The organism is Arthrobacter melezitosi, assembly GCF_054511055.1.
This window is the reverse complement of the sequence record NZ_JBTNDJ010000002.1, coordinates 349177-368239: the sequence shown is the minus strand read 5'-3', so window position 1 is coordinate 368239 and position 19063 is coordinate 349177. Positions and strand designations below refer to the sequence as shown.

18 protein-coding genes are annotated in these 19063 nt (G+C 65.8%); 11 read left to right on the top strand and 7 right to left on the bottom strand.

Annotated features, from left to right (window positions below; translation table 11 throughout):
• The first annotated feature begins 175 nt into the window (after positions 1-175).
• Both ACX80W_RS04515 and ACX80W_RS04510 read left to right on the top strand, forming a co-directional pair.
• The gene (locus tag ACX80W_RS04515; protein WP_459280818.1) at positions 176-805 is read left to right on the top strand and encodes an alpha/beta fold hydrolase; all 630 of its coding nucleotides are present in this window, start codon (positions 176-178) and stop codon (positions 803-805) included.
• Positions 712-1005: an alpha/beta fold hydrolase gene (locus ACX80W_RS04510; RefSeq protein WP_459280817.1), complete on the top strand. Its 294-nt coding sequence runs from the start codon at positions 712-714 to the stop codon at positions 1003-1005. The genes ACX80W_RS04515 and ACX80W_RS04510 overlap by 94 nt, the downstream gene beginning before the upstream one ends.
• A gap of 115 nt (positions 1006-1120) precedes the next feature.
• Here ACX80W_RS04510 and ACX80W_RS04505 read toward each other — a convergent pair whose 3' ends face one another.
• From ACX80W_RS04505 to ACX80W_RS04480, 6 genes are all read right to left on the bottom strand, one after another.
• Positions 1121-2047, bottom strand: a complete 927-nt coding sequence (locus tag ACX80W_RS04505) for an NADP-dependent oxidoreductase (protein WP_459280815.1) — start codon at positions 2045-2047, stop codon at positions 1121-1123.
• Positions 2048-2295: 248 nt separating this feature from the next.
• Complete coding sequence (locus ACX80W_RS04500) at positions 2296-3030, bottom strand: SDR family NAD(P)-dependent oxidoreductase (RefSeq protein WP_459280813.1); 735 nt, start codon at positions 3028-3030, stop codon at positions 2296-2298.
• A 98-nt stretch (positions 3031-3128) separates the two neighbouring features.
• Positions 3129-3560 (bottom strand): SRPBCC domain-containing protein, encoded by a 432-nt coding sequence (locus ACX80W_RS04495; RefSeq protein WP_459280811.1) that lies wholly within the window; start codon positions 3558-3560, stop codon positions 3129-3131.
• Between the two features lie 289 nt (positions 3561-3849).
• Complete coding sequence (locus ACX80W_RS04490) at positions 3850-4938, bottom strand: alpha/beta fold hydrolase (RefSeq protein ID WP_459280809.1); 1089 nt, start codon at positions 4936-4938, stop codon at positions 3850-3852.
• 256 nt (positions 4939-5194) lie between these two features.
• Positions 5195-5878, bottom strand: a complete 684-nt coding sequence (locus ACX80W_RS04485; RefSeq protein WP_459280807.1) for a 4a-hydroxytetrahydrobiopterin dehydratase — start codon at positions 5876-5878, stop codon at positions 5195-5197.
• A gap of 46 nt (positions 5879-5924) precedes the next feature.
• Positions 5925-6608 carry a histidine phosphatase family protein gene (locus ACX80W_RS04480; protein WP_459280806.1) on the bottom strand — a complete coding sequence of 228 codons (684 nt, stop codon included), beginning with the start codon at positions 6606-6608 and terminating at the stop codon, positions 5925-5927.
• 202 nt (positions 6609-6810) lie between these two features.
• Here ACX80W_RS04480 and ACX80W_RS04475 point away from each other — a divergent pair, with 202 nt between their 5' ends.
• Genes ACX80W_RS04475 through ACX80W_RS04455 form a run of 5 tightly spaced genes read left to right on the top strand, consistent with a single transcriptional unit; the run spans position 6811 to position 11745 of the window.
• Entirely contained in the window at positions 6811-7782 is a 972-nt protein-coding gene (locus ACX80W_RS04475) for a glucosyl-3-phosphoglycerate synthase (RefSeq protein ID WP_459280804.1), read from the top strand.
• Positions 7773-8912, top strand: a complete 1140-nt coding sequence (locus ACX80W_RS04470) for a glycosyltransferase (RefSeq protein WP_459280802.1) — start codon at positions 7773-7775, stop codon at positions 8910-8912. The genes ACX80W_RS04475 and ACX80W_RS04470 overlap by 10 nt, the downstream gene beginning before the upstream one ends.
• Positions 8909-9928, top strand: a complete 1020-nt coding sequence (locus ACX80W_RS04465; protein WP_459280800.1) for a Gfo/Idh/MocA family protein — start codon at positions 8909-8911, stop codon at positions 9926-9928. Before ACX80W_RS04470 ends, ACX80W_RS04465 begins: the two co-directional genes overlap by 4 nt.
• Positions 9925-11025, top strand: a complete 1101-nt coding sequence (locus tag ACX80W_RS04460; RefSeq protein ID WP_459280799.1) for a zinc-binding dehydrogenase — start codon at positions 9925-9927, stop codon at positions 11023-11025. The genes ACX80W_RS04465 and ACX80W_RS04460 overlap by 4 nt, the downstream gene beginning before the upstream one ends.
• 51 nt (positions 11026-11076) lie before the next feature.
• Positions 11077-11745 carry a Type 1 glutamine amidotransferase-like domain-containing protein gene (locus tag ACX80W_RS04455; protein ID WP_459280797.1) on the top strand — a complete coding sequence of 223 codons (669 nt, stop codon included), beginning with the start codon at positions 11077-11079 and terminating at the stop codon, positions 11743-11745.
• A gap of 337 nt (positions 11746-12082) precedes the next feature.
• Here the strand turns inward: ACX80W_RS04455 and ACX80W_RS04450 are convergent, their stop codons facing one another.
• Positions 12083-13294, bottom strand: coding sequence for an MFS transporter (locus tag ACX80W_RS04450; RefSeq protein WP_459280795.1), 1212 nt, complete (start codon positions 13292-13294; stop codon positions 12083-12085).
• 453 nt (positions 13295-13747) lie between these two features.
• On the opposite strand from ACX80W_RS04450, the gene ACX80W_RS04445 reads away from it, so the two are divergent.
• The 4 genes from ACX80W_RS04445 (at position 13748) to ACX80W_RS04430 (ending at position 19020) form a co-directional block, all read left to right on the top strand.
• Positions 13748-14290, top strand: coding sequence for a carboxymuconolactone decarboxylase family protein (locus ACX80W_RS04445; protein ID WP_459280793.1), 543 nt, complete (start codon positions 13748-13750; stop codon positions 14288-14290).
• A 236-nt stretch (positions 14291-14526) separates the two neighbouring features.
• The gene (locus ACX80W_RS04440) at positions 14527-15951 is read left to right on the top strand and encodes a dihydrolipoyl dehydrogenase family protein (RefSeq protein WP_459280791.1); all 1425 of its coding nucleotides are present in this window, start codon (positions 14527-14529) and stop codon (positions 15949-15951) included.
• Positions 15952-16059: 108 nt separating this feature from the next.
• Positions 16060-16941, top strand: coding sequence for an alpha/beta fold hydrolase (locus ACX80W_RS04435; RefSeq protein ID WP_459280789.1), 882 nt, complete (start codon positions 16060-16062; stop codon positions 16939-16941).
• A 717-nt stretch (positions 16942-17658) separates the two neighbouring features.
• Positions 17659-19020: an FAD-binding oxidoreductase gene (locus ACX80W_RS04430; RefSeq protein WP_459280787.1), complete on the top strand. Its 1362-nt coding sequence runs from the start codon at positions 17659-17661 to the stop codon at positions 19018-19020.
• The last annotated feature ends 43 nt before the right edge of the window (positions 19021-19063 follow it).

The window sequence follows — 19063 nt, the reverse complement described above, 5'->3', positions numbered from 1 at the left end:
CCTGCCGGGAAAGGGCGGACCGACGCGGCGGAGCCCGGCCGGCTGCGCCGTCACATTCGGGCCGTTTGACGCATACCGTTCGGCCGCTGGCGGGTCTGCGCGACCATTGCACTACCGGGCGCCGGTACTCGATGCGGAGCGCGGATCCCCCACAGCAGAGTCGGAAGGCGTAGCGATGAGCTTTGTAACCACCAAAGACGGCACCGAAATTTTCTACAAGGACTGGGGGAGCGGCAGGCCCGTGGTGATGGCCCACGGCTGGCCCCTGAACTCCGACAGCTGGGAATCCCAGCAGCTCTTTTTGGCCAGCAACGGATTCCGGGCCATCGCCCACGACCGGCGCGGGCATGGAAAATCAACCCAGACGTGGGACGGCAATGAGATGGATACCTACGCCGATGACCTCGCCGCGCTTATGGATTCCCTTGACCTGACCAACGTCACCCTGATGGGCTTCTCGACCGGAGGCGGCGAGATTACCCGCTACATCGGCCGGCATGGCACGTCCCGGTTGGCCCAGGCGGTCCTGATCTCGGCCGTCCCGCCGCTCATGCTGAAGACCGACGACAATCCCGGCGGCGTGCCGATTGAAGTCTTCGATGGGCTGCGGGCGAGTTCGCTGGCGGACCGGGCCCAGCTCTACAGGGATCTGGCTTCGGGGCCGTTCTTTGGCAACAATAAGAACCCTGGGGCGGCCAGCGAGGGGTGCAGATGTCCTTCGTCACCCAAAGCCTGGCCTCGGGGCACCGCAACGCCTTTGAGAGCATCGCTGCGTTCTCCGCGACCGACTTCCGCGAGGACCTGAAAAAATTCGACGTGCCGACGCTGGTCATCCACGGCACGGAGGACCAGATTGTGCCGTTCGAGGTCGGAGGCAACCTCTCCCACACCCTAATCAAAGGGGCCCAGTTCAAGGCATACGAGGGGGCCCCGCACGGCTTGGCGGACACCCACAAGGAACGCCTAAACAACGACCTGCTCGAGTTCCTCAACACGGTCAGCTGACGGGCACGGCCGCGGCCGGGCGTCCGGCCGCGGCTGTGCCCGCGGAGACCCGGCAGGTTGCGTAATTCAGGAAGGGGCCACGCTGGGTGGCATGGAAGCGTTGCCCGAGTACCGGTCAGTCGCCGGCGATCTTTACAATGATTTTTCCGCGGGTGTGACCCTCCATGTTCAGCCGCAATGCTTCGGTTGCGTTCTCGAGCGGAAAGACCCGGTCCACCTCGACCGTGAGCCGACGTTCATCCACCAGGTGGGACAAGCGCTCCAGATCAGCCCCGATTGGGCTCACCCACATCCAGGTGCCACCGTGTTGCTCCACGGTGTCGTCGGCGATGGAGGCATGCCGTCCCTCTGGGGCGAGGACGGCCAGGGTGGCGTCCAGGGTGCCGCCTACGAAGTCTGCAACGACGTCGACGCCGCCGGGGGCCAGCGCCCGGACCCGCTCAGCGAGACCTTCGCCGTAGCTGACCGGTTCGGCGCCGAGGGCGCGGAGGAAGTCATGGTTCTTTTCCGAGGCGGTCGCGATCACCCGAGCGCCGGCTGCCACCGCGATCTGGACCCCCAGCGAACCCACGCCACCTGATCCGCCATGGATCAGGAGCGTATCCGCCGGCTGGACGTCAAGCCGGTCCAGGACCTGGTACGCGGTCAGTCCGGCGAGCGGGAGACCCGCGGCCTCTTCCCAGCTCAGTGTTTCCGGCTTTCGGGCCACCAGCCGCTCGGGCAAGGCAATGTACTCGGCAAAGCTGCCGCCATGGACGAAGTCTTTGCGTCCGTAGGAGACCACTTCATCGCCGGGCTGGAAATGCGGGGCGTCGATGCCCACAGACTCCACCACGCCAGCGACGTCCCAGCCCGGAATGATCGGGAACTGGACATCCATGATCGGATCAAGGTAACCCGCCATGATCTTCCAGTCGACAGGGTTCACCGACGCAGCTTTCACCTTCACCAGGACCATTCCGGGCCCGACCTTGGGCAGGGGCTGCTCCGTCAGTTCAAGGACATCCGGACTTCCGTACTGGCTGTAAGTCATCGCTTTCATGACTTAGGACAACCGCCGTCCGGGTGATCATATTCCGGGGGGCCAGGGCGTCTCTTCGGCTTTCAGCCAGGTGCTGGCCGCCACAGGCAACCCCTTGATCAGGGCCCGGGCTCTGGCATGGTCGAATTCGGAGGCGATGCGGCCCGCAGTCAGACCTCGAGCGGGTAGATATCCGGTACCGGGTCGAGCCGCCCCCCGCTATGCACTGACTTTGGCGAGTACTCGGAGGAGCTTGTTCGGGGCCTGGCTCAGCGTCGCGGGAGGCGTTCACCGGTTTCGTCGGCGAGGGCCGAGAGGAGCCTGTCCTGGAACGCCGTGTCTTGAACGGAGGGGTGAGGCTCTCGTCGGTGCTGGTGGTACCAGTAGCCGCCGCTGGTGTGTGCTTCAGGGTCGTCGCTGGTGGCGAGCCACTCCTGCGTGCGGTGGCCCAGTTCGAGGCTGTCCGGTGCTCCGGCTCCGCCCATCCGGGTGGGTACCCATCCTGGGTCGACGGAGTTGGACAGGACAGCCGGGAACAGGCGCGCCATCGACGCGGCGAGGGTGGTGACGTAAAGCTTGCTGTCACCGTAGGAGCCGGCCCCCTTGCCCTTCCAGTCGACGCCTGCCACGCGGGGTCGGCCGCCGAAGTGGGACCCGCTGCTGAGGTAGACCAGCCGTTCCGGGAGCGGAAGGAGGGCAGTCAATAGGTACGGGGCGATGATGTTGACGGGCATGACGTTTCGCCCGCTCCAAACGCCGACGTTGTGGATGACGGCGTCCAGCGGTCCCTGCTCGGCCAGTTCGGCGGCGATGTGACGTACGGCGTCGCGGTCGGCGACGTCTCCGATGACGATGCCGGCACCCTTGTCGGTGAGAGGGCGCAGGTGCGCTGCGCGGTCAGCGTTTCGGGCGTGCACGATGACGTCGTGCCCCTGGGCGTGCAGGGCTTCCGCGGTGAGGCGGCCCAGTCCGTCAGCTGACCCGGTGATGAGGATGCGACTCATGATGACTCTCCTTCGTGGGCCGTACGGATGTCAGCGACCGTTCACGACGACTTGCCGTGAGCTGCGGCCTCGGACCACGAGGTGCTCTTAGCCATCGTTCATCCTCGTTCGGCGATTGTCTTGATGCTCGTCACGAGGGTGTCCCACATGCCCTGCGAGTGCTGAGCTTCCTCAGGGCTTGCGTTGTTATCCTGTGAAAGCGTCAACCGCGTCGTGCCGGTTGCGCTCTCCAGAGTCCACGCGAGCGTGTGGTAGTTCTCGGGCTTATCCTCCTGGCGGCTCAGCGGGCTGAAATGGGTTACCACCAGCCGCCGTCCCGGGTCATACTCGAGAACCGTGCCCCTGTCCTCATATGCCGTGCCTTCCCATACGCCGCGCCAGACGATCGGGCCACCGACCTTCCACTCGGTGGCGACCTCCGTGCCGAACATGAACTCCTTGATTGCCTCGCGATCGGTCAGCACCGTCCACACGCGGCTTGTCGGCGCCTCGATCGAGATCGTTGAAGTGGCGACATACTCTCCACGCATCCGGCCTCCCCTCTTGCTGGTAATCAGGTGGCCATCGCACCATCTCACATGAGGCTACGCCGCCCCGAAGGACGCAGATAGGCCGGTCCCTTACCGCGTGCCGCAGGATGTGCGCGTCGTCCCTGCGAAGGATCCTCTGACCGGACGGAAAGCCTCGGCGACGGTCGGTGAAGTCCAACAGCGGCGGTGAAGCTGCCTGCACTGCTCCGGAAACCATCCCCACACGACGGCGACCGTCGGCCCCGGTGCCGACGGTCGGGCCGTTCGCGGGATGCCCGGAAGCGGTTTCCTAGTTCCGCCGTGTCCCTTCGGCCGGCGATGCTTCGGCCGCCGCGGCAGGCGGTGTCTCCGGCCCCGGGGATATGGCGCTTGCCTGGAGGAATTCTGTGATCTTCGTGGCCATGGCTTTTGACTGGGTCCAGTGCAGGGAGTGCGGGCCCTCGAGTTCGACGATTTCGTGGCGACTGACGTTCCTGAGCTGGTTCTCGTGCGTCTCGCGCCACTTCGGATCGGTGGCAATGCTGTCGCTGGCAAGTAGGTCAAGAACGGGCAGGTTCTCCGGGTAGGTTACTCCGTTGAGTGCCGCGGCGTTGCTGCCGATTCGAGCGGTTTCATCAGCGACCGCCGCGTTGCCGAAATTCCAGGTCGTCATTTGGCGCATGCGTTCCAACTCGGCGGGCGTGAAGTCCTCGCCGGAGGGGTCCGCCAGACTCGGCGCGACCCAGAGCGCGGCTCGGACCAGCCCGATCGTCGACAGGATCTGGGCGATATTGATGCCTTCGCCGCTGTTCGAGGAAGCGGTATCGGCGTCGGTGGCCGGCACGGAGGGGTCGATTCCGACCACCGCGGATACTTCGTCGGGGTACCGGTTGGCATAGTCGAGCGTGTAGAAGCCGGCGATTGAATGTCCGACGAGCACATATGGTCTTCCGATGCCGAGGGAGGAAAGGGCCTGGTGGAGTTCAGTGCTGATGTTCTCCACGGTCCGTTCTGGCGCGCTCATGTCGCTGTAGCCGTATCCAAAGCCCTCGACGACGATGACGTCGTAGGAGCTCAGTTCCCGGATCAGGGGCGCGAAATCCAGCGCCGGTGCGGTCGTGCCGAGACCGCTGAGCAGGACGAGGGGTTGTGCACCTTCCGTGCCGGCCCGGTAGACGTTCACCGAGCCGCCGACGACGTCCACGGGGTCGCCGTAGGGGGTAAGGCTCGACCTCTCCTGTTGTTCCAGGAAGGAGTTGGCGGCTGTGGATGCAAGAGTGAACCCCAGCGCGGCAAGAATGACGGCGCCGGTGACTTTCACCGCGCGACGTGGATGGCGGTGCTTCACCTTCGGTTCGTCTTTTGCGGGGGAAGATACGTGATGACTGGTCTGTGCCATGGGACGTTTCCAGACGTGGGAATGCTCGAATGAAGTGGGAGCCCGTCGAAAGGCGGGCAGTTCGCCCGGTTGGCATCACCCCCGACGAGCGAAGGGAAGTCCTACAGACGTGTCGTATGTCGCTGAGGTGAACACTGATGTTCGCGTGGAGGACCAGTGGTGCCTTGTGTAATGAAGGTGCGCGGGGCCACCCACAACCCGAAGTTATACCCCCAGGGGGTATATGTCAAGGATGCTCTCTGGATAGGGCGCCTCGCTAATCGCCGCGTCCGGCTTCGGTGCTGATGCACAGCCGGTTGCCCTGGGCGTCGGTGGCCACCACCCACATGGGCGCGTGTTCATGATCGAGGATCGCACCAACGCTTGCCAGAGCATCCAGAGTCGAGGCGCTTTCGCTGAAGGGGACAGTGACGTCCACGTGGAGACGATTCACGTTGGGACTCTGGGACTCCTGAAACCAGATGGCCGGACCCCTGCCATAGGGATCGGTCAGGCTTCCGTCGTCCCGCCTCGTGTAGCCCAGTGCGGTTCGCCAGACCTCCGAAACGGCTTCCGGGGCATCGGTGTCGATGGCTATCTCCACTGTGCGCAGGAGTTCCGGCCGAGGCGTGACGCCGGCGGCGCGGGCCTGCCTCGATATCGCACGGGCCAACGCCACGTCACGCGCCGTCACCCTGCCTCCGGCATCGTGCGAAGTGAGCGTGATGAACAATGTGTCATACCGCCAGTCCACATCAGGGTGGTGGTCGGCTTCCTGTGCCAGCCCCCCAATGGTGGACAGCAGGTCCAAGGCAGCGGCGGATGATTCACACCTAAGTGCGGTCCGCAAGGCACCCAGACCGTAGCGCCATTCCGGCAACTGGAGCAGATCTGCTTGGATCTGCTCCTGGTTCAGGACATCTTTTGCTGGCATGGTTTTCTCCTCCGGTTTTTGGGTCATCGATCGGGTCTGCCGGCGTAACCGAACGGACCTCGCACGTCGATTCCTAGCTGTCGTGCTCCGCCGGCAAATCGTCGGCCAGCATCGATGAAGTGGCCGGGAGGGTCCGGGCGTTATAGTCAATGATCTGCCAGCCGCGGTCGGCGTGTTCTTCCATGACGGTCCAGGCGCAGTTGGCCATGCCGGCGAACATCTCGCGCATGTGGGCAGGGGCGTCGAAAAAAGCCATCAGTCCGCTGCGCAGGGCGGCTCCGTGGCCCACCAGGACACCGGTTCCGCCGTCCCGCAGGGTCAGGGCCGCCTCCCGCATCACGGTTTTCATCCGATCGTTCACTTCCGAGGGCAGCTCGGCACCTGGGACCCGGTAATTCTCCTCGGCGAAGAACTTCCGATGGATATCCGGGTGCTGCTGACGGAACTCCCCGAAGGTGGTGCCCTGGCGAATGCCCACATCGTATTCGCGTAGCCGTTTGTCAAGCACGGTTTCGAGGCCGGTCAGTCGAGCCAGTTCGTCAGCGGTATGCCGGGCACGTTCCAGGTCGCTGGACCAGATGAATTGTGGCTTGAGCGTCGCCAGCAGGTTCGCCGCCCGCCTCGCCTGGCGGCGGCCGGTCGCATCGAGCGGGATGTCTGCGTGGCCCTGCGCCTTCTCAAGCACATTCCATTCGGTCTGGCCATGCCGCCACAACACCAGGCGGGGACGTGGGCCGCCGGCCCGTACCTCCTGCATCAGTTCTCCTCACTGCCGCTTGCGTTCCAAGGGACGCCGGCTCCAATGCGGGCGGCGGCCGCTCCTGTCCGGGCGGTCTGCGGTTCCGGATCGAAAGGGTACTGAGCTATTCCCAAAGGGCCGGCGGAACCGTAGGCTTCGACCTGATCCTATCGATAGCCGGGACGGGGACCACCGGCGCCCTTGGTGAGAGGGAACCGGCATGCGCGCAGAGGTCCAGGATTGGTATTCGGCCCGGAGCTTTCAGGGCAGCGTGTTCGACCGGTGGGACCTCGTGGCGCGCAAGCAGGGCCAACGCGTCAGTGTGGTGCTTCCTGCGAAGAACGAGGCAGCAACCGTTGGGGCGATCGTCACCGCGCTGCGCGTCGAGTTGATGGAGGAAGTTCCGCTGCTGGATGAGCTCATCGTGATTGATTCGAACTCCACCGACGATACGTCCGCCGTTGCGGCGAACGCCGGAGCCCGGATCGCGCACCAGGACCAGATCCTGCCGGACGCCGGATGCATTCCAGGCAAGGGCGAAGCGCTGTGGAAGTCCCTGGCCATCGCCTCGGGGGACATCATCGTGTTCATCGACGCGGACCTGCACGGATTCGACGCGCAGTTCGCCGTCGGCCTGCTCGGCCCGCTGCTGACCGATCCGCGGATCCACTTCGTCAAGAGCTACTACGACCGACCCCTCGACAACGGGCTTCGGGTCATGCCGGCAGGCGGTGGCCGCGTGACAGAGCTCGTGGCGCGCCCCCTGCTGAATCTGTTCTGGCCCCAGCTGGCCGGCGTTGTCCAACCGCTGGCCGGGGAGTACGCCGCCCGCCGCAGCCTGCTCGAATGCATACCGTTTGTGTCCGGCTACGGCGTAGAGATCGGCATGCTGATCGATGTGCTGGAAACAGTGGGCCTGGGCGGCATGGCCCAGGTGGACCTCGGCGAACGCCGTCACCGCAACTCCACCGATGGCGAGCTGGCCAGGATGGCGATGCAGATCCAGCTCACCGTGCAGTCGCGGCTGCACCGGCGCGGGCTCGCCCCGGCCGCCCCGCCCACCGTGGAGCTGACCCAGTTCCTGCGTGACGGCGAACACTACATCGGTGACAGCACCGTTATCGGAGTGTCCGAACGCCCCCCGATGCTGGAAATCGGCCAGCACTCGTTCACTACCGGCAAGTGGGCCTGAGCATGCGGATCCTCATCAACGCCGGACCGTGGCTGCCCGTTCCTCCCTCCGGCTACGGTGGCATTGAAACAGTCATCGCCACCCTGATCCCCGAACTGCGCCGCGCCGGCCACCATGTCACCCTGGCCACCGTCGGAACCAGCACGATCAAAGCGGACGGCTACCTGCATCCGGTGGCCGAGCCGCAGTTCGCCTCGGTCGCCCGGCCCTACAACCAGGTGTCGGGTATCGCGCACGCCCAGATGCAGGGGATCGTGAAGGCCATTTACGACGGCGGCAGCTGGGATCTCGTCCACGATCACCTTGAAGTCGTGGGGCCGGCGGTCTTTGCCGCCATGGGGCGGGCCGCCCCGCCGGTGCTGCAGACCCTGCACTGGGACCTGGGCAAGCACAAGGCGTTCTACGAATCATTCGACGGCCGCGGCCGGGTCCGGTTCGCCGCAGTGTCGCAGTCCCAGCTGGAAAGGGCACCGGCGGCACTGCGGCGCCAGACCATCGGCGTCGTCCCGTTGGCGGCTCCGCCGGCGCTCGAAATCCACGCGGACAAGGCAGACCACGCCCTGGTGCTGGCCCGCATCACCCGGGACAAGGGACAGGATGCAGCCATTCGGATCTGTCGGCAGGCGGGCCTGCCGCTGGTGCTCGCCGGGCCGGTCGCCGGCATCAACGATCCTGAGGAGCTGGATCGCCGTCTGGCCGCCGGCGACACCCAGTTGATGTCCCACCCGGATGTGGCCTACTTCGAGAACGAGGTCCGTCCGCTGCTCGACGGCGACCGTTACCAGTGGATCGGAGGCATCGGCGGCGAGGTGAAGGAACGTGTACTGCGTTCCGCGCGGGTGCTGCTGGCACCCAACCGATGGGCCGAGCCCGGAGCAACCGGGGTGGTGGAAGCCCTATCACGGGGCGTTCCCGTCGTCGGCACGCCGCTGGGAGTGCTGCCCTCACTGGTGCAGCACGGCCGCACCGGGTTCCTTGCCGCCGACGAACACGATCTGGCCGGGTTCCTTTCCAAACTGGACAGTATCCGTGCCGAGGACTGCATCGAGGCCGCGTCGGTCTGGACCCCCGAGGCGATGGCTGCCAGCTACCTGCGTCTGTACGACCAACTACTTTCGGAGGCCCCATGACCGTGAACGTAGCCCTCATCGGCGCCGGATCGGTGGGGCAGCGCCATGCCTCGAACCTGCAGGGGCTCGGCGTCCGGATCACCAGTGTCACCGACGCCCAGCCGGCCGCGGCCGAACGGCTGGCGCGCGACCTTGACGCGCCGGCGTTTACGGACCCCGATACGGCGCTGGACCTGACGGAGGCCGACGCGGTCTATGTGTGCGTGCCTCCCTTCGCCCACGGTCCGGGTGAGCTCGCCGCACTCGCCCGGGAGCTGCCCCTGTTCGTGGAAAAACCGGTGGGCCTGGGCCGGGAAACGGCAGAGGAAATCGGGGTGCTCGTCGGGGCCGCCGGTGTTATCACGGGCACCGGCTACCACTGGCGCTGTATGGACGCGATGGAGCACGCACGCGACCTGCTGGCCGAGGCACCGGCTTTGCTGGCCAACGGCTACTGGCTGGACAAGCGCCCGCCGGTCCCGTGGTGGGGCAGGGTGGACCGCTCCGGCGGCCAGGTGGTGGAACAGCTGACCCACATCCTGGACACTGCCCGCTTCCTCCTCGGAGAAGTCGTCGAGGTGTACGCCGCCGGCGTCCGGGGGGCTCAGGCCGGCGACACATTGCCGGCAGCCGGGACGGGCGGGGAACCGGACGACGTCGACGATGCCACGGCGGCCACCATGCGCTTCGCCTCGGGAGCGGTCGCGACGCTGGCGGCAACCTCCGTGCTGGCGGCCAAGCACCGCGCCGCTCTGCACACCGTGAGCCGCGGCCTGTACCTGGAATTGTCGGAAGCCGGCCTCAGCAGCTTCGACGGCACTACCCGCAAGGATCTTGCCTGCGGGGAAGATCCCCGCGTAAAGGTGGACCGGGAATTCATCCAGGCCGTCCGCGGCGAGCGCGAAACCACACGCGCTCCCTACGCCGAGGCCCTGCGCAGCCACCGGCTCGGCTGCGCCATCGCTGAATCGGCCCGCACCGGACTCCCGGTGAAGCTGCCCGAAGAGCGCTCCGCTGCACCGGGAGCGACGCGATGATGCGCCGGAACCTCGTCCTCCCGGCACCTGGCGTCCTCGAAATTGTCGAGGAGCAGCTGCCCGACGTCCCGGAGGGCGGACTGCTGCTCGAGACCCTTGTCACGGGCCTGTCCGCGGGCACCGAACTGGCCTTCGTGAAGGGGGACCACCCGGGGCTGCGGTCGCGCCTGGACTCCGACCTGGGCCTGTTCCTGCCGGACTCCGCCGGCACTGCTTACCCGGTTCGCCGACTTGGCTACATGGAGGTTGCCCGGGTAGCCGCATCGCGGACCGCCGCCTTTTCGGAAGGGGATATCCTCGCCAGCGCATACGGGCACGCCACCGCCCATGTGGCGGACCCGCTGAACGACCACCTTGTGCCGCTCGGGGACGACCTTGACCCGCTGCTCGGCGTCTTCGTGGCACATCTCGGACCAATCTGCGCCAACGGCCTGCTGCATGCCGCAGCCGAGGCAACCGGTGGCCAGGTCCGCAGCCTCTCCGACGGTGTGGACGGACGTCAGGTGCTGGTCACCGGAGCCGGCCCCATCGGGCTGCTTACCGCCCTGTTCGCCCGCTCACTCGGCGCACGGGAAGTGGCCGTCGCGGACTCGGACCCGCGCCGCCGCCGGCTGGCTGAAGAACTGGGATTCCTCGCCCTGAACCTTGACGACGATCCGGGCAGGCTATTGAAGACACGGTGGCGCCACGGGCCGGCGGACCGGGGCGCCGACGTCGTATTCCAGTGCCGCGGACGTGCCGAAGCACTCCATGCGGCCCTCCGCGCCGCCCGCCCCCAGGGAACCATCATCGATCTGGCCTTCTATACCAGCGGAGCGGACGCCGTTCGGCTGGGGGAGGAGTTTCATCACAACGGGCTGAACCTGCGCTGCGCACAGATCGGCCGGGTGCCGCGCGGCCTAGCAGGGCACTGGGACAGGGCACGGCTTTCCGCCGAGACCGTTCGACTGCTTCGCTCACACGGCGATGTGATCCGCAAGCACCTGGTGACCGATGTCGTACCGTACGAGGACGCACCGCGGCTCATGCGTGAAGTATCGCTGCGTCAACGGCACGTGCTGACCGCCGTTTTCACGGTGGCCCCCGCATACCTCTAAGCAGGAATCCGCTGTCGCCCACAGGACGTTAGTTCCTGACTTGGGAACCGTTTGTTCTTCGGGACGCGGGTGCCTGGGTGGTGTCCGGGGGAGGGACTCGGCAGACTTGTGGAGGAATGCAAGGCCCTATTCATCCCGACCGCCCAATGGGCACATCCTCTGTGCTCACCGCAGACGGTCTGGATGACACTGGCCGGCCCCGGGCCCGGCCGGCAGGGTCTGCTCGGGCTGGGCTGGAAGTCAGTTGGAGTTCTGGAGTTGACCGCGTTACCGAGCATGGCGAAAAGCCGCTGGCTGCCCTGGGTGCTGGAAGCAGACGTTCTCCTGGTGGATGGGGGAGAGGCAATCTACCTCTCGCATTGGATGCGACAGTCGGGTCTGGCAGATCTACTACCGTTTCTTCCGGACACCGTCTGGGTCGGGGTGAGCGCCGGGAGCATGGTGATGACTCCGCGCATCGGCGCGCAGTTTGTGGACTGGAACCCCCGCGGGGGCGACGAAGCGCTGGGGGTGGTGGACTTTTCGATCTTCCCTCACCTGGACTATCCGTGGTGGTCCGCGAACACGTCCGAGAGCGCGCGTCGGTGGGCTATGGATATTCTTGGACCGGCCTATGCGATCGACGACCAAACGGCGATCTCCGTCGTGGATGGCACTGTGAAGATCATCTCCGAAGGGCGCTGGCTACAGTTCAACTCCGAAAGCGGGCAGAAGCGCTGAGCATCATGCGCTGAGCCGCAGAGCGGTGTGTCTCCCATTCTTGGAGGCCGAGTCGAAGGAGCTGTCCCTACTCGTGTCCTTCCGATTCTTCGTCGGCCTTATGCCGGGCCTCCTGCTGATGCTGCCTCAGCTTCGCCTCGGCGTCCCTGCGACGGTAGACAATCGCCTTCGCTTGCTCAGCAGTTGGATGGCGGTGTTCCCGCTCCCAGGCATGATCGTTCACCCCGGTCCGCGGTGGCGGCCCTTCGTCACGTGCCCTGTCGTTTTCGCCCATACCCTATGGTCCCATGGGGCACCGGGCGGTGTCCGGCCCGGGTCTGCCCCAACGGTCTCGCCGTCAACGGACCGCCGGGACAGGCACGGAGCGTTGCGGAGCGTGGAAGGCGGGGGCCAGGACAGCGCTGAGGGCGAAGAGCACAACGAGGGGCCAGAAAGCCGTGAGGATGTCGAAGCCGGCCGCGAGGAACCCGATGAGGGGTGGACTGATCAGGTTGGCAATGTAGCCCAGGCCCGCGACAGCGGACACCCGGGCCGGGCCGTTTGGCCCTTCTGCTGCCGCGGACATGCCGAGCGGGAAACCCATGGACACGCCCACGGACCATAGGACCACGCCCGCAACCCCGGCCGGCACCCCGAGGTCCAGCACGATGAGCAGCACGCCGGCCGACCCGACCGCCGTGGTGGCACGGATGACTGCAGCGCGGCCGAAGCGGTCGACCAGCGGCCCGCCAGCGACGCGGACGACCACCTGAGCGGCCGCGTAGACGCCAACCACCGCAGCGGCGAACGCCTCCGACTGCTCGAACGCGTCCCGTACCGCGACGCTTAACCAGCTATTTGCGGCGCCCTCACCGAACTCCGCCGCGAACATCACCACCCCGACCGCCAGGAGGCGGGCATCAAGGACCCGCCCGATCGGGACCCGGCGCTGGGCCGGTAAGACCCTCCGCCGACGCAGTCCCCTCGAGCCCCCAGGCACCGCGCGCACCATGACGACGCCGGCAGCGAGCACGAGCAGCCCCTGCACCAGCAACTGCGCCTGCGGTGGAATTCCGGAAGCGGCACAGGCGGCACCGAGACCGGCCCCAACGACCGCACCGGCAGGCCAGGCCGCGTGCAGCAGCGGCAAAAGCGACCGGTGCGCGAGCCGCTCAACGGTCGCCCCGTCAATATTGATCAGAATGTCCACAGCGCCGATCCCGAAACCGGCAAGTCCAAGTCCAGCAAGGAAACCGGTCACATCACCGACACCCACGGCGCAGCCGGCGATCGCCATCCCCACACCGGCCGCGCTGACCATTCCGAGCAGGGCCCAACGGGCCCCCACCGCACGCAGCAGCACCGGGGCGCCGGCCAACCCCACCGCCGAACCAACCGTGGGCGCAAGCAACACGAGTCCAAGCTCGGCATGCTCCAGCGACAGGGAAGCACGGATCGCCGGCAGGCGCGTGGCCCAGCTCGACAACGCGAAACCCCCGACAGCGAAAGCCACCAAGAGGGCGGTCCGCCAATCCCGCAGCGCCGTGCGGCGCGCCTCCCCAGCTGCCATGCGAAGTCCCCCTAGTCATTACAGCGTTGTAAAGCATCGTAGGGTGGACGGGGTGCATTCCGAAGCCATGCCCGCGAAGCGGCGCGTTGAAGACGCGGCCCAGGGCGGAGTTGTTCGAACCATGCCCCGCTCCAACGGTTACGGGAGTGTGCCTCAACACCATTAGGTCGACGTCGCTGGCCATTCGCTCAGTTGCCGGAGATTGCCACCCGCCTGCGCGCCATCGCTCTCTAGGGCGCAGAGGAATACCTATGCCTGACGACGTCCACCGGAAGCGTCGGCTAGAACCCACACCCGGCCCGTCACTGCAGGATGCTCAATCCGGTCGTCCGCGTTTGTGCGGTCATCTAACCAGCTTCTCACGCTTCGTAGAAGTTGCATGCGTTAGAACGATGTGCTCTACTGAATCTCACGGTCCACCGACCGTTTAGACGTTAGATTGAGGAAATAATCATGCCCAGGATGCCACTGATCCAGCTCGAAGAAGCCACTGCAGTCCAGGAGGCACTGCTGACGCAGGTGCGGAACGCCCTCGGTGTCGTGCCGAACATGACCAAGGCCATGGTGAACAGCACCGCCGCCCTCAAGGGCTACCTCGCCCTGTCCAGAGCCGTTGCAGGCGGAGCCCTCGGCGCCAACACCCGGGAGCGTATGGCCCTGGCGCTGGCTCAGACCAATGAGTGCGATTACTGCCTCTCGGCCCATACCCTAATGGGCCCGGCGGCCGGCCTGAGCGCCGAGGACATCCGTGACGCCCGCAAGGCGTCGGCCGTGGACGCGAAGACGGACGCTCTGCTGAAGTTCGCGGTCACTGCAGTCGAGACTCGCGGCGAGTTCACGACAGGGCAGATTGAGGACCTTCGTGCCGTCGGTGTCACCGATGAGGAGATTGCCGAGACCGTGGCAGTCATTGCCCTAAATACGATGACCAACTTCTTCAACAAGATCGCCGGCACCGAAATTGAGTTCCCCGTCGTGAAGGCGTCCGAGCTCTAGCAGCACCTGAGGCGCAGCCTTCGCCTCCGCCGCTCCGGCCGATTTCTCGGGCTGGGGCGGCGCATCAGGCGGCCGCGCCGAAATCGACCCGTATGCAGGGCCGACGACTAGGACCCGGATGGATAGGCGTGACGCAGTGGGCGGGCGATGCTTACCGGTTACGATCGGCTTGCCTACGGGCAGTAATATGCTGACTTCTCATGGTATGCACCGCCTGCGGCGATCATCCTTGTGAGATGGACACCACACCCACCACCATCGCCGCCGACGTCGTCGTGATCGGCTTCGGCAAGGGCGGCAAGACCGCTGCGTCGACGCTCGGGCATCTCGGCAAACGGGTTGTTCTGATCGAACAGGACCCCCTGATGTACGGCGGGACCTGCCCAAATGTCGGCTGTGTGCCGACCAAGGCGCTGGTGTATCACGCGCATAACCGCCGGGAGGAGGACTCCCCGGAGGACTGGTACCGCCGCTCGGTCACCACAGTGCACCAACTCACCTCCACGTTCCGCGACGTGAACTACGACGTCCTTGACGCGCACGAGTCCCTCACCATTCTCACCGGCAAGGGGACGTTCACCGATCCCCACACCGTGAGCGTCGACGTCGATGGTCGCCCGGTCACCGTCACGGGCGACACCATCCTGATCAACACCGGGTCGAAGCCCATCGTCCCGGACATTGCGGGCATCACGGACAGCGCCCATGTGATCACGAGCACCGACCTCATTCACCGGACGGACCTGCCCGCCCGCCTCGTGATCATCGGTGGTGGGTACCTCGGCCTTGAACTCGGTGCCGTGTACCGGAGATTCGGCTCCGAGGTTACGATCCTTGAGATGACATCCCAGATCCTCCGCCGTGAAGACGATGACATCGCCCAGGTCGCCATCCGCATCCTTGAGAACGAGGGCATCAACATCATCCCGAACACCAATGTGCTCGAGATCCGGGACGCCAATAACGGTGCCGTTGTCAGCTACGAACGTAACGGCGAGCGTTTCATCGTCGAAGCTGATGCCGTGCTCCCGGCAACTGGCCGGGCTCCGGCGACGAAAGGGCTTGGCCTCGACGCCGCCGGCGTCACCACCACCCCCCGCGGTGCCATCGTGGTTGATGAGCACCTCCGAACGAGTGAGCCGCACATCTTCGCGCTGGGTGACGTCAACGGTGGCCCACAGTTCACCTACGTCTCACTCGACGACGCCCGCATTGTGCTCGATCAGCTGATCGGCGAGGGAAAGCGCAACACCGCCGACCGCCAATCGGTCCCGCGCACCCTCTTCATCTCACCGCCGCTCGCAACCGTCGGGCTCACGGAACGGGAAGCGCGGGCCGCCGGCCACCGGATCAAGGTGGGGAGCCAGAACGTCGGCGAGATCTTCGCGATGCCGCGGGCCTACATCGTCGAGGACATCCGGGGGATGATGAAGTTCATCATCGACCTCGACACCGACCTCATTCTCGGCGCGGCGTTGCTCAGCGTCGACTCGCAGGAAATGATCAACGTCGTAGCCCTCGCGATGCGCAGCGGAACCACGGCGACCCAGCTGCAGGATTCGATCTTCACGCACCCGAGTTCCACCGAAGCCTTCAATGACGTAATCGGAGCCACCGTGCGCAGCGACGCACAGCAAAACCCCGAGGCCCAAGCGGCATAGACGCGTGCGTATCCCGATGAACCCAATACAGCAGAGAGCGGAACGGCCGCTCGTGTTCGGGACCTGCAGTCTCTGTGGGCACCACTTGTGTCAGCTTCGGAGGTCGTAATGCCTGTCCACTACCGGAACGCCGACATTGAAGGTCTGAACGTTTTCTACCGGGAGGCAGGAGACCCGGCCGCCCCCGCGGTGGTGCTCCTTCACGGCGCCCCGACAAGCAGTTTCATGTTCCGGAACCTGATTCCAATGCTTGAGGAACGCTTCCACGTGATCGCCCCGGACCTGATCGCCTACGGGCACTCCTCCGCCCCGTCGGCCGAGGAATTCTCCTACGACTTCGACTCACTCACCCGCTACGTCAACGGGCTCCTGGAACAGCTGGGCGTGGACCGTTATGCGATCTACGTTCAGGACTACGGAGCCCCCGTCGGGTGGCGGCTGGCGTTGAACCACCCGGATCGCATAACGGCGATCATCACCCAGAACGGCAACGGGTACGAGGATGGCTTCGACGACGGTTTCTGGGCCCCTGTCTGGGATTTCAACGCGGACCCGACAAAGGACAAGGCCGCCGCCATCGCCGAGGTCCTCGGCCTCGAAGCGATGAAGTGGCAGTACACCCACGGGGTTGCGGACCCCTCTGTCATCAGCCCGGACGGGTGGACCCAGGACTTCGCGCTGATCAGCCGCCCCGGGGTCCTGGACGCGCACGTGATCCTGTTGTCCAAATACTCCACCAACCGGGACGTGTACCCCCGGCTCCACGAGTACTTTCGGAAGAGCCAGGTGCCGCTGCTGGCGGTCTGGGGGAGAAACGATCTGATCTTCATCCACCCCGGAGCGACGGCGTTCAGCCGGGACCTGCCGAATGCGGAAATCCATCTGCTGGACGGCGGCCATTTCCTGCTCGAGAGCCATCTTGAAGAAGCGGGCGGCGTGATCAGGGACTTCCTTAGCCGCACCCTGCTGTCGGAGGGTCAACCCGGATGAGAGAATCCCGTGGGCTGCCGAACCACCGGCCACGGATAGCAGGAATACAGAGTGCCCAGTAAGACGTTGTAGACGCCGCAGGTGTTTCCCGCGGTGTCATCTTCCAGCACTCCATTCCGCCCAATCCCAGCCTGCCGAGCACCGCCGTGGCAACGCCGAACCGCCGGCGGCCCAAGCCCGGATAGTCCCCATGCGATGCCACCGCGCGGACTCCGGCTCGCCGTCAATCCACTCAGAGAACGACCCACGTCACACCCTTCCAGCCATCAACCCAACGGACATCCGTATGTCAGCCAGTGGAAAGACTGGTGACGGATCACCGCGCACCTTGAAACTGACGGCCCCCATCACAGCGTGTTGAGGATCCACATCGGCCAGATGAGCCCTGTCAGGATGAAGCGGGTGACCGGGCGCGGTCTCCGCCCCCGGCGCAGGCCTATATGAGGTGTCGCGAACGCTATTTCACCCACGTTGCCCGGCCATGCCCGCCTGTTCTCTCATCGGGCCTGGAACCCGCTGAACCGTTTGGACGGCACAACCGTATATCCATTAGTTGGACAAAAAGTCCTTGATGCCCTGCTTCCCCCACGGATCAGCAGGGCCGCCCCCGGAGCACATCAGAACGGCCGCGCAATCGTGCGCCGTCGGCCGAATCGGTCGCCTTGCCACCGGAGCAAAAGCGTTTCATCCGTCTTCCTTTGTGAAAGGCCACACCCCATGGCAGCAGTATCAGTCCATCAGCTTAACGAGCTTCGCACTCTCATCTCCGGTCCAGTATTCGCACGTGGCGACGACGGTCTGGCGGCCGAGGTCGCCGCCTACAACCTGCTGGTTGAGCACCGCCCAGACCTCGTCGTTGGCGCGCGATCGGAGGCCGACGTGGCAGCGGCCATCCGCTTCGCCGCAGCCAACTCCCTTCCCCTGACGGTCCTGTCGACGGGCCACGGCTCCTACGTCAACGTGACCGAGGGCATGATCATCACGACGTCCCGGCTCACCGGCGACGTCGTGATCGACGAGGCGCGCCGCACGGCGGCTGTCCTCGCCGGACACCGCGTCAGCGATGTCGTCGCCGCAGCGGCCAAGCACGGCCTGGCACCGGTTGCCGGGTCCTCCACGAGCGTTTCGGCGATAGGCTACATCCTCGGCGGCGGTGTCGGCCCGCTGGCGCGTACCTACGGAATGTCCTCGGATTGGGTCCGGGGCTTCCGTGTTGCCACGGCCGACGGAGACATCGTTGCGGCGGACGCAATGAACAACTCGGACCTGTTCTGGGCCCTGCGCGGAGGCAAGGGTGGATTCGGCGTCGTCACCTCCATGGACCTTGAATTGGTGCCCATCGAAACCCTCTACGGCGGATCCATGTTCTTCGACCCCGAACACGTGGAACCCGTCTTCACTGCCTGGCTCGACTGGACCAAGACGGTTCCGGAGGCCCTCACCTTGTCGGCGGCCATCGTCCGGTTCCCGCCGCTGGACTTCATTCCGGAGCCGCTGCGGGGCAAGACCGCGCTGCACCTCCGGGTCGCCTACGTCGGTGATCCGGCTGAGGGCGAGCGGCTCCTGTCGTCCCTGCGCGGGGTCGCCCCGGCACTCATCGATGCCGTCGGACCGATGGCCGCAGCGGACATTGGGATCATCCACAATGACCCCACCGACCCCATCCCCCTGTGGGACGGCAGCGTCCAGCGGCTGCTGACCCACGCCGATGCCGGCTTCGCCGCCGCACTGCTCGCAGCGGTCGGCCCCGAAGTCAACGTGCCGGTCGTTGCGGCCGAAGTACGCCACCTCGGCGGCGCCACCCGACGCGACGTTCCCGAAGGCAGCGCCGCGGGTGGACGCGGCTCGGAATACTCGCTCCTGCTCGCCGGGGTCCCCGACCCGAGCCTCTTCGAGGCCGTCCTGCCCGAAGTGATGGAGAGTGTCACGGACCGGCTGAAGCCGTGGCTGTCCGGGGACATGCTCATTAATTTTCAGGCCCGGCCTGCGGAGGAGGCGGCCCTGAACTCGTGGCCCGCCGAGATCCGCACCCGGCTGGCAGAGATCCGCGCGGCATACGACCCGCGTGGCGTCTTCTAGGGCAATGTCGTATCGGCGAGGGGCCGCACCCACCGGGTGCGGC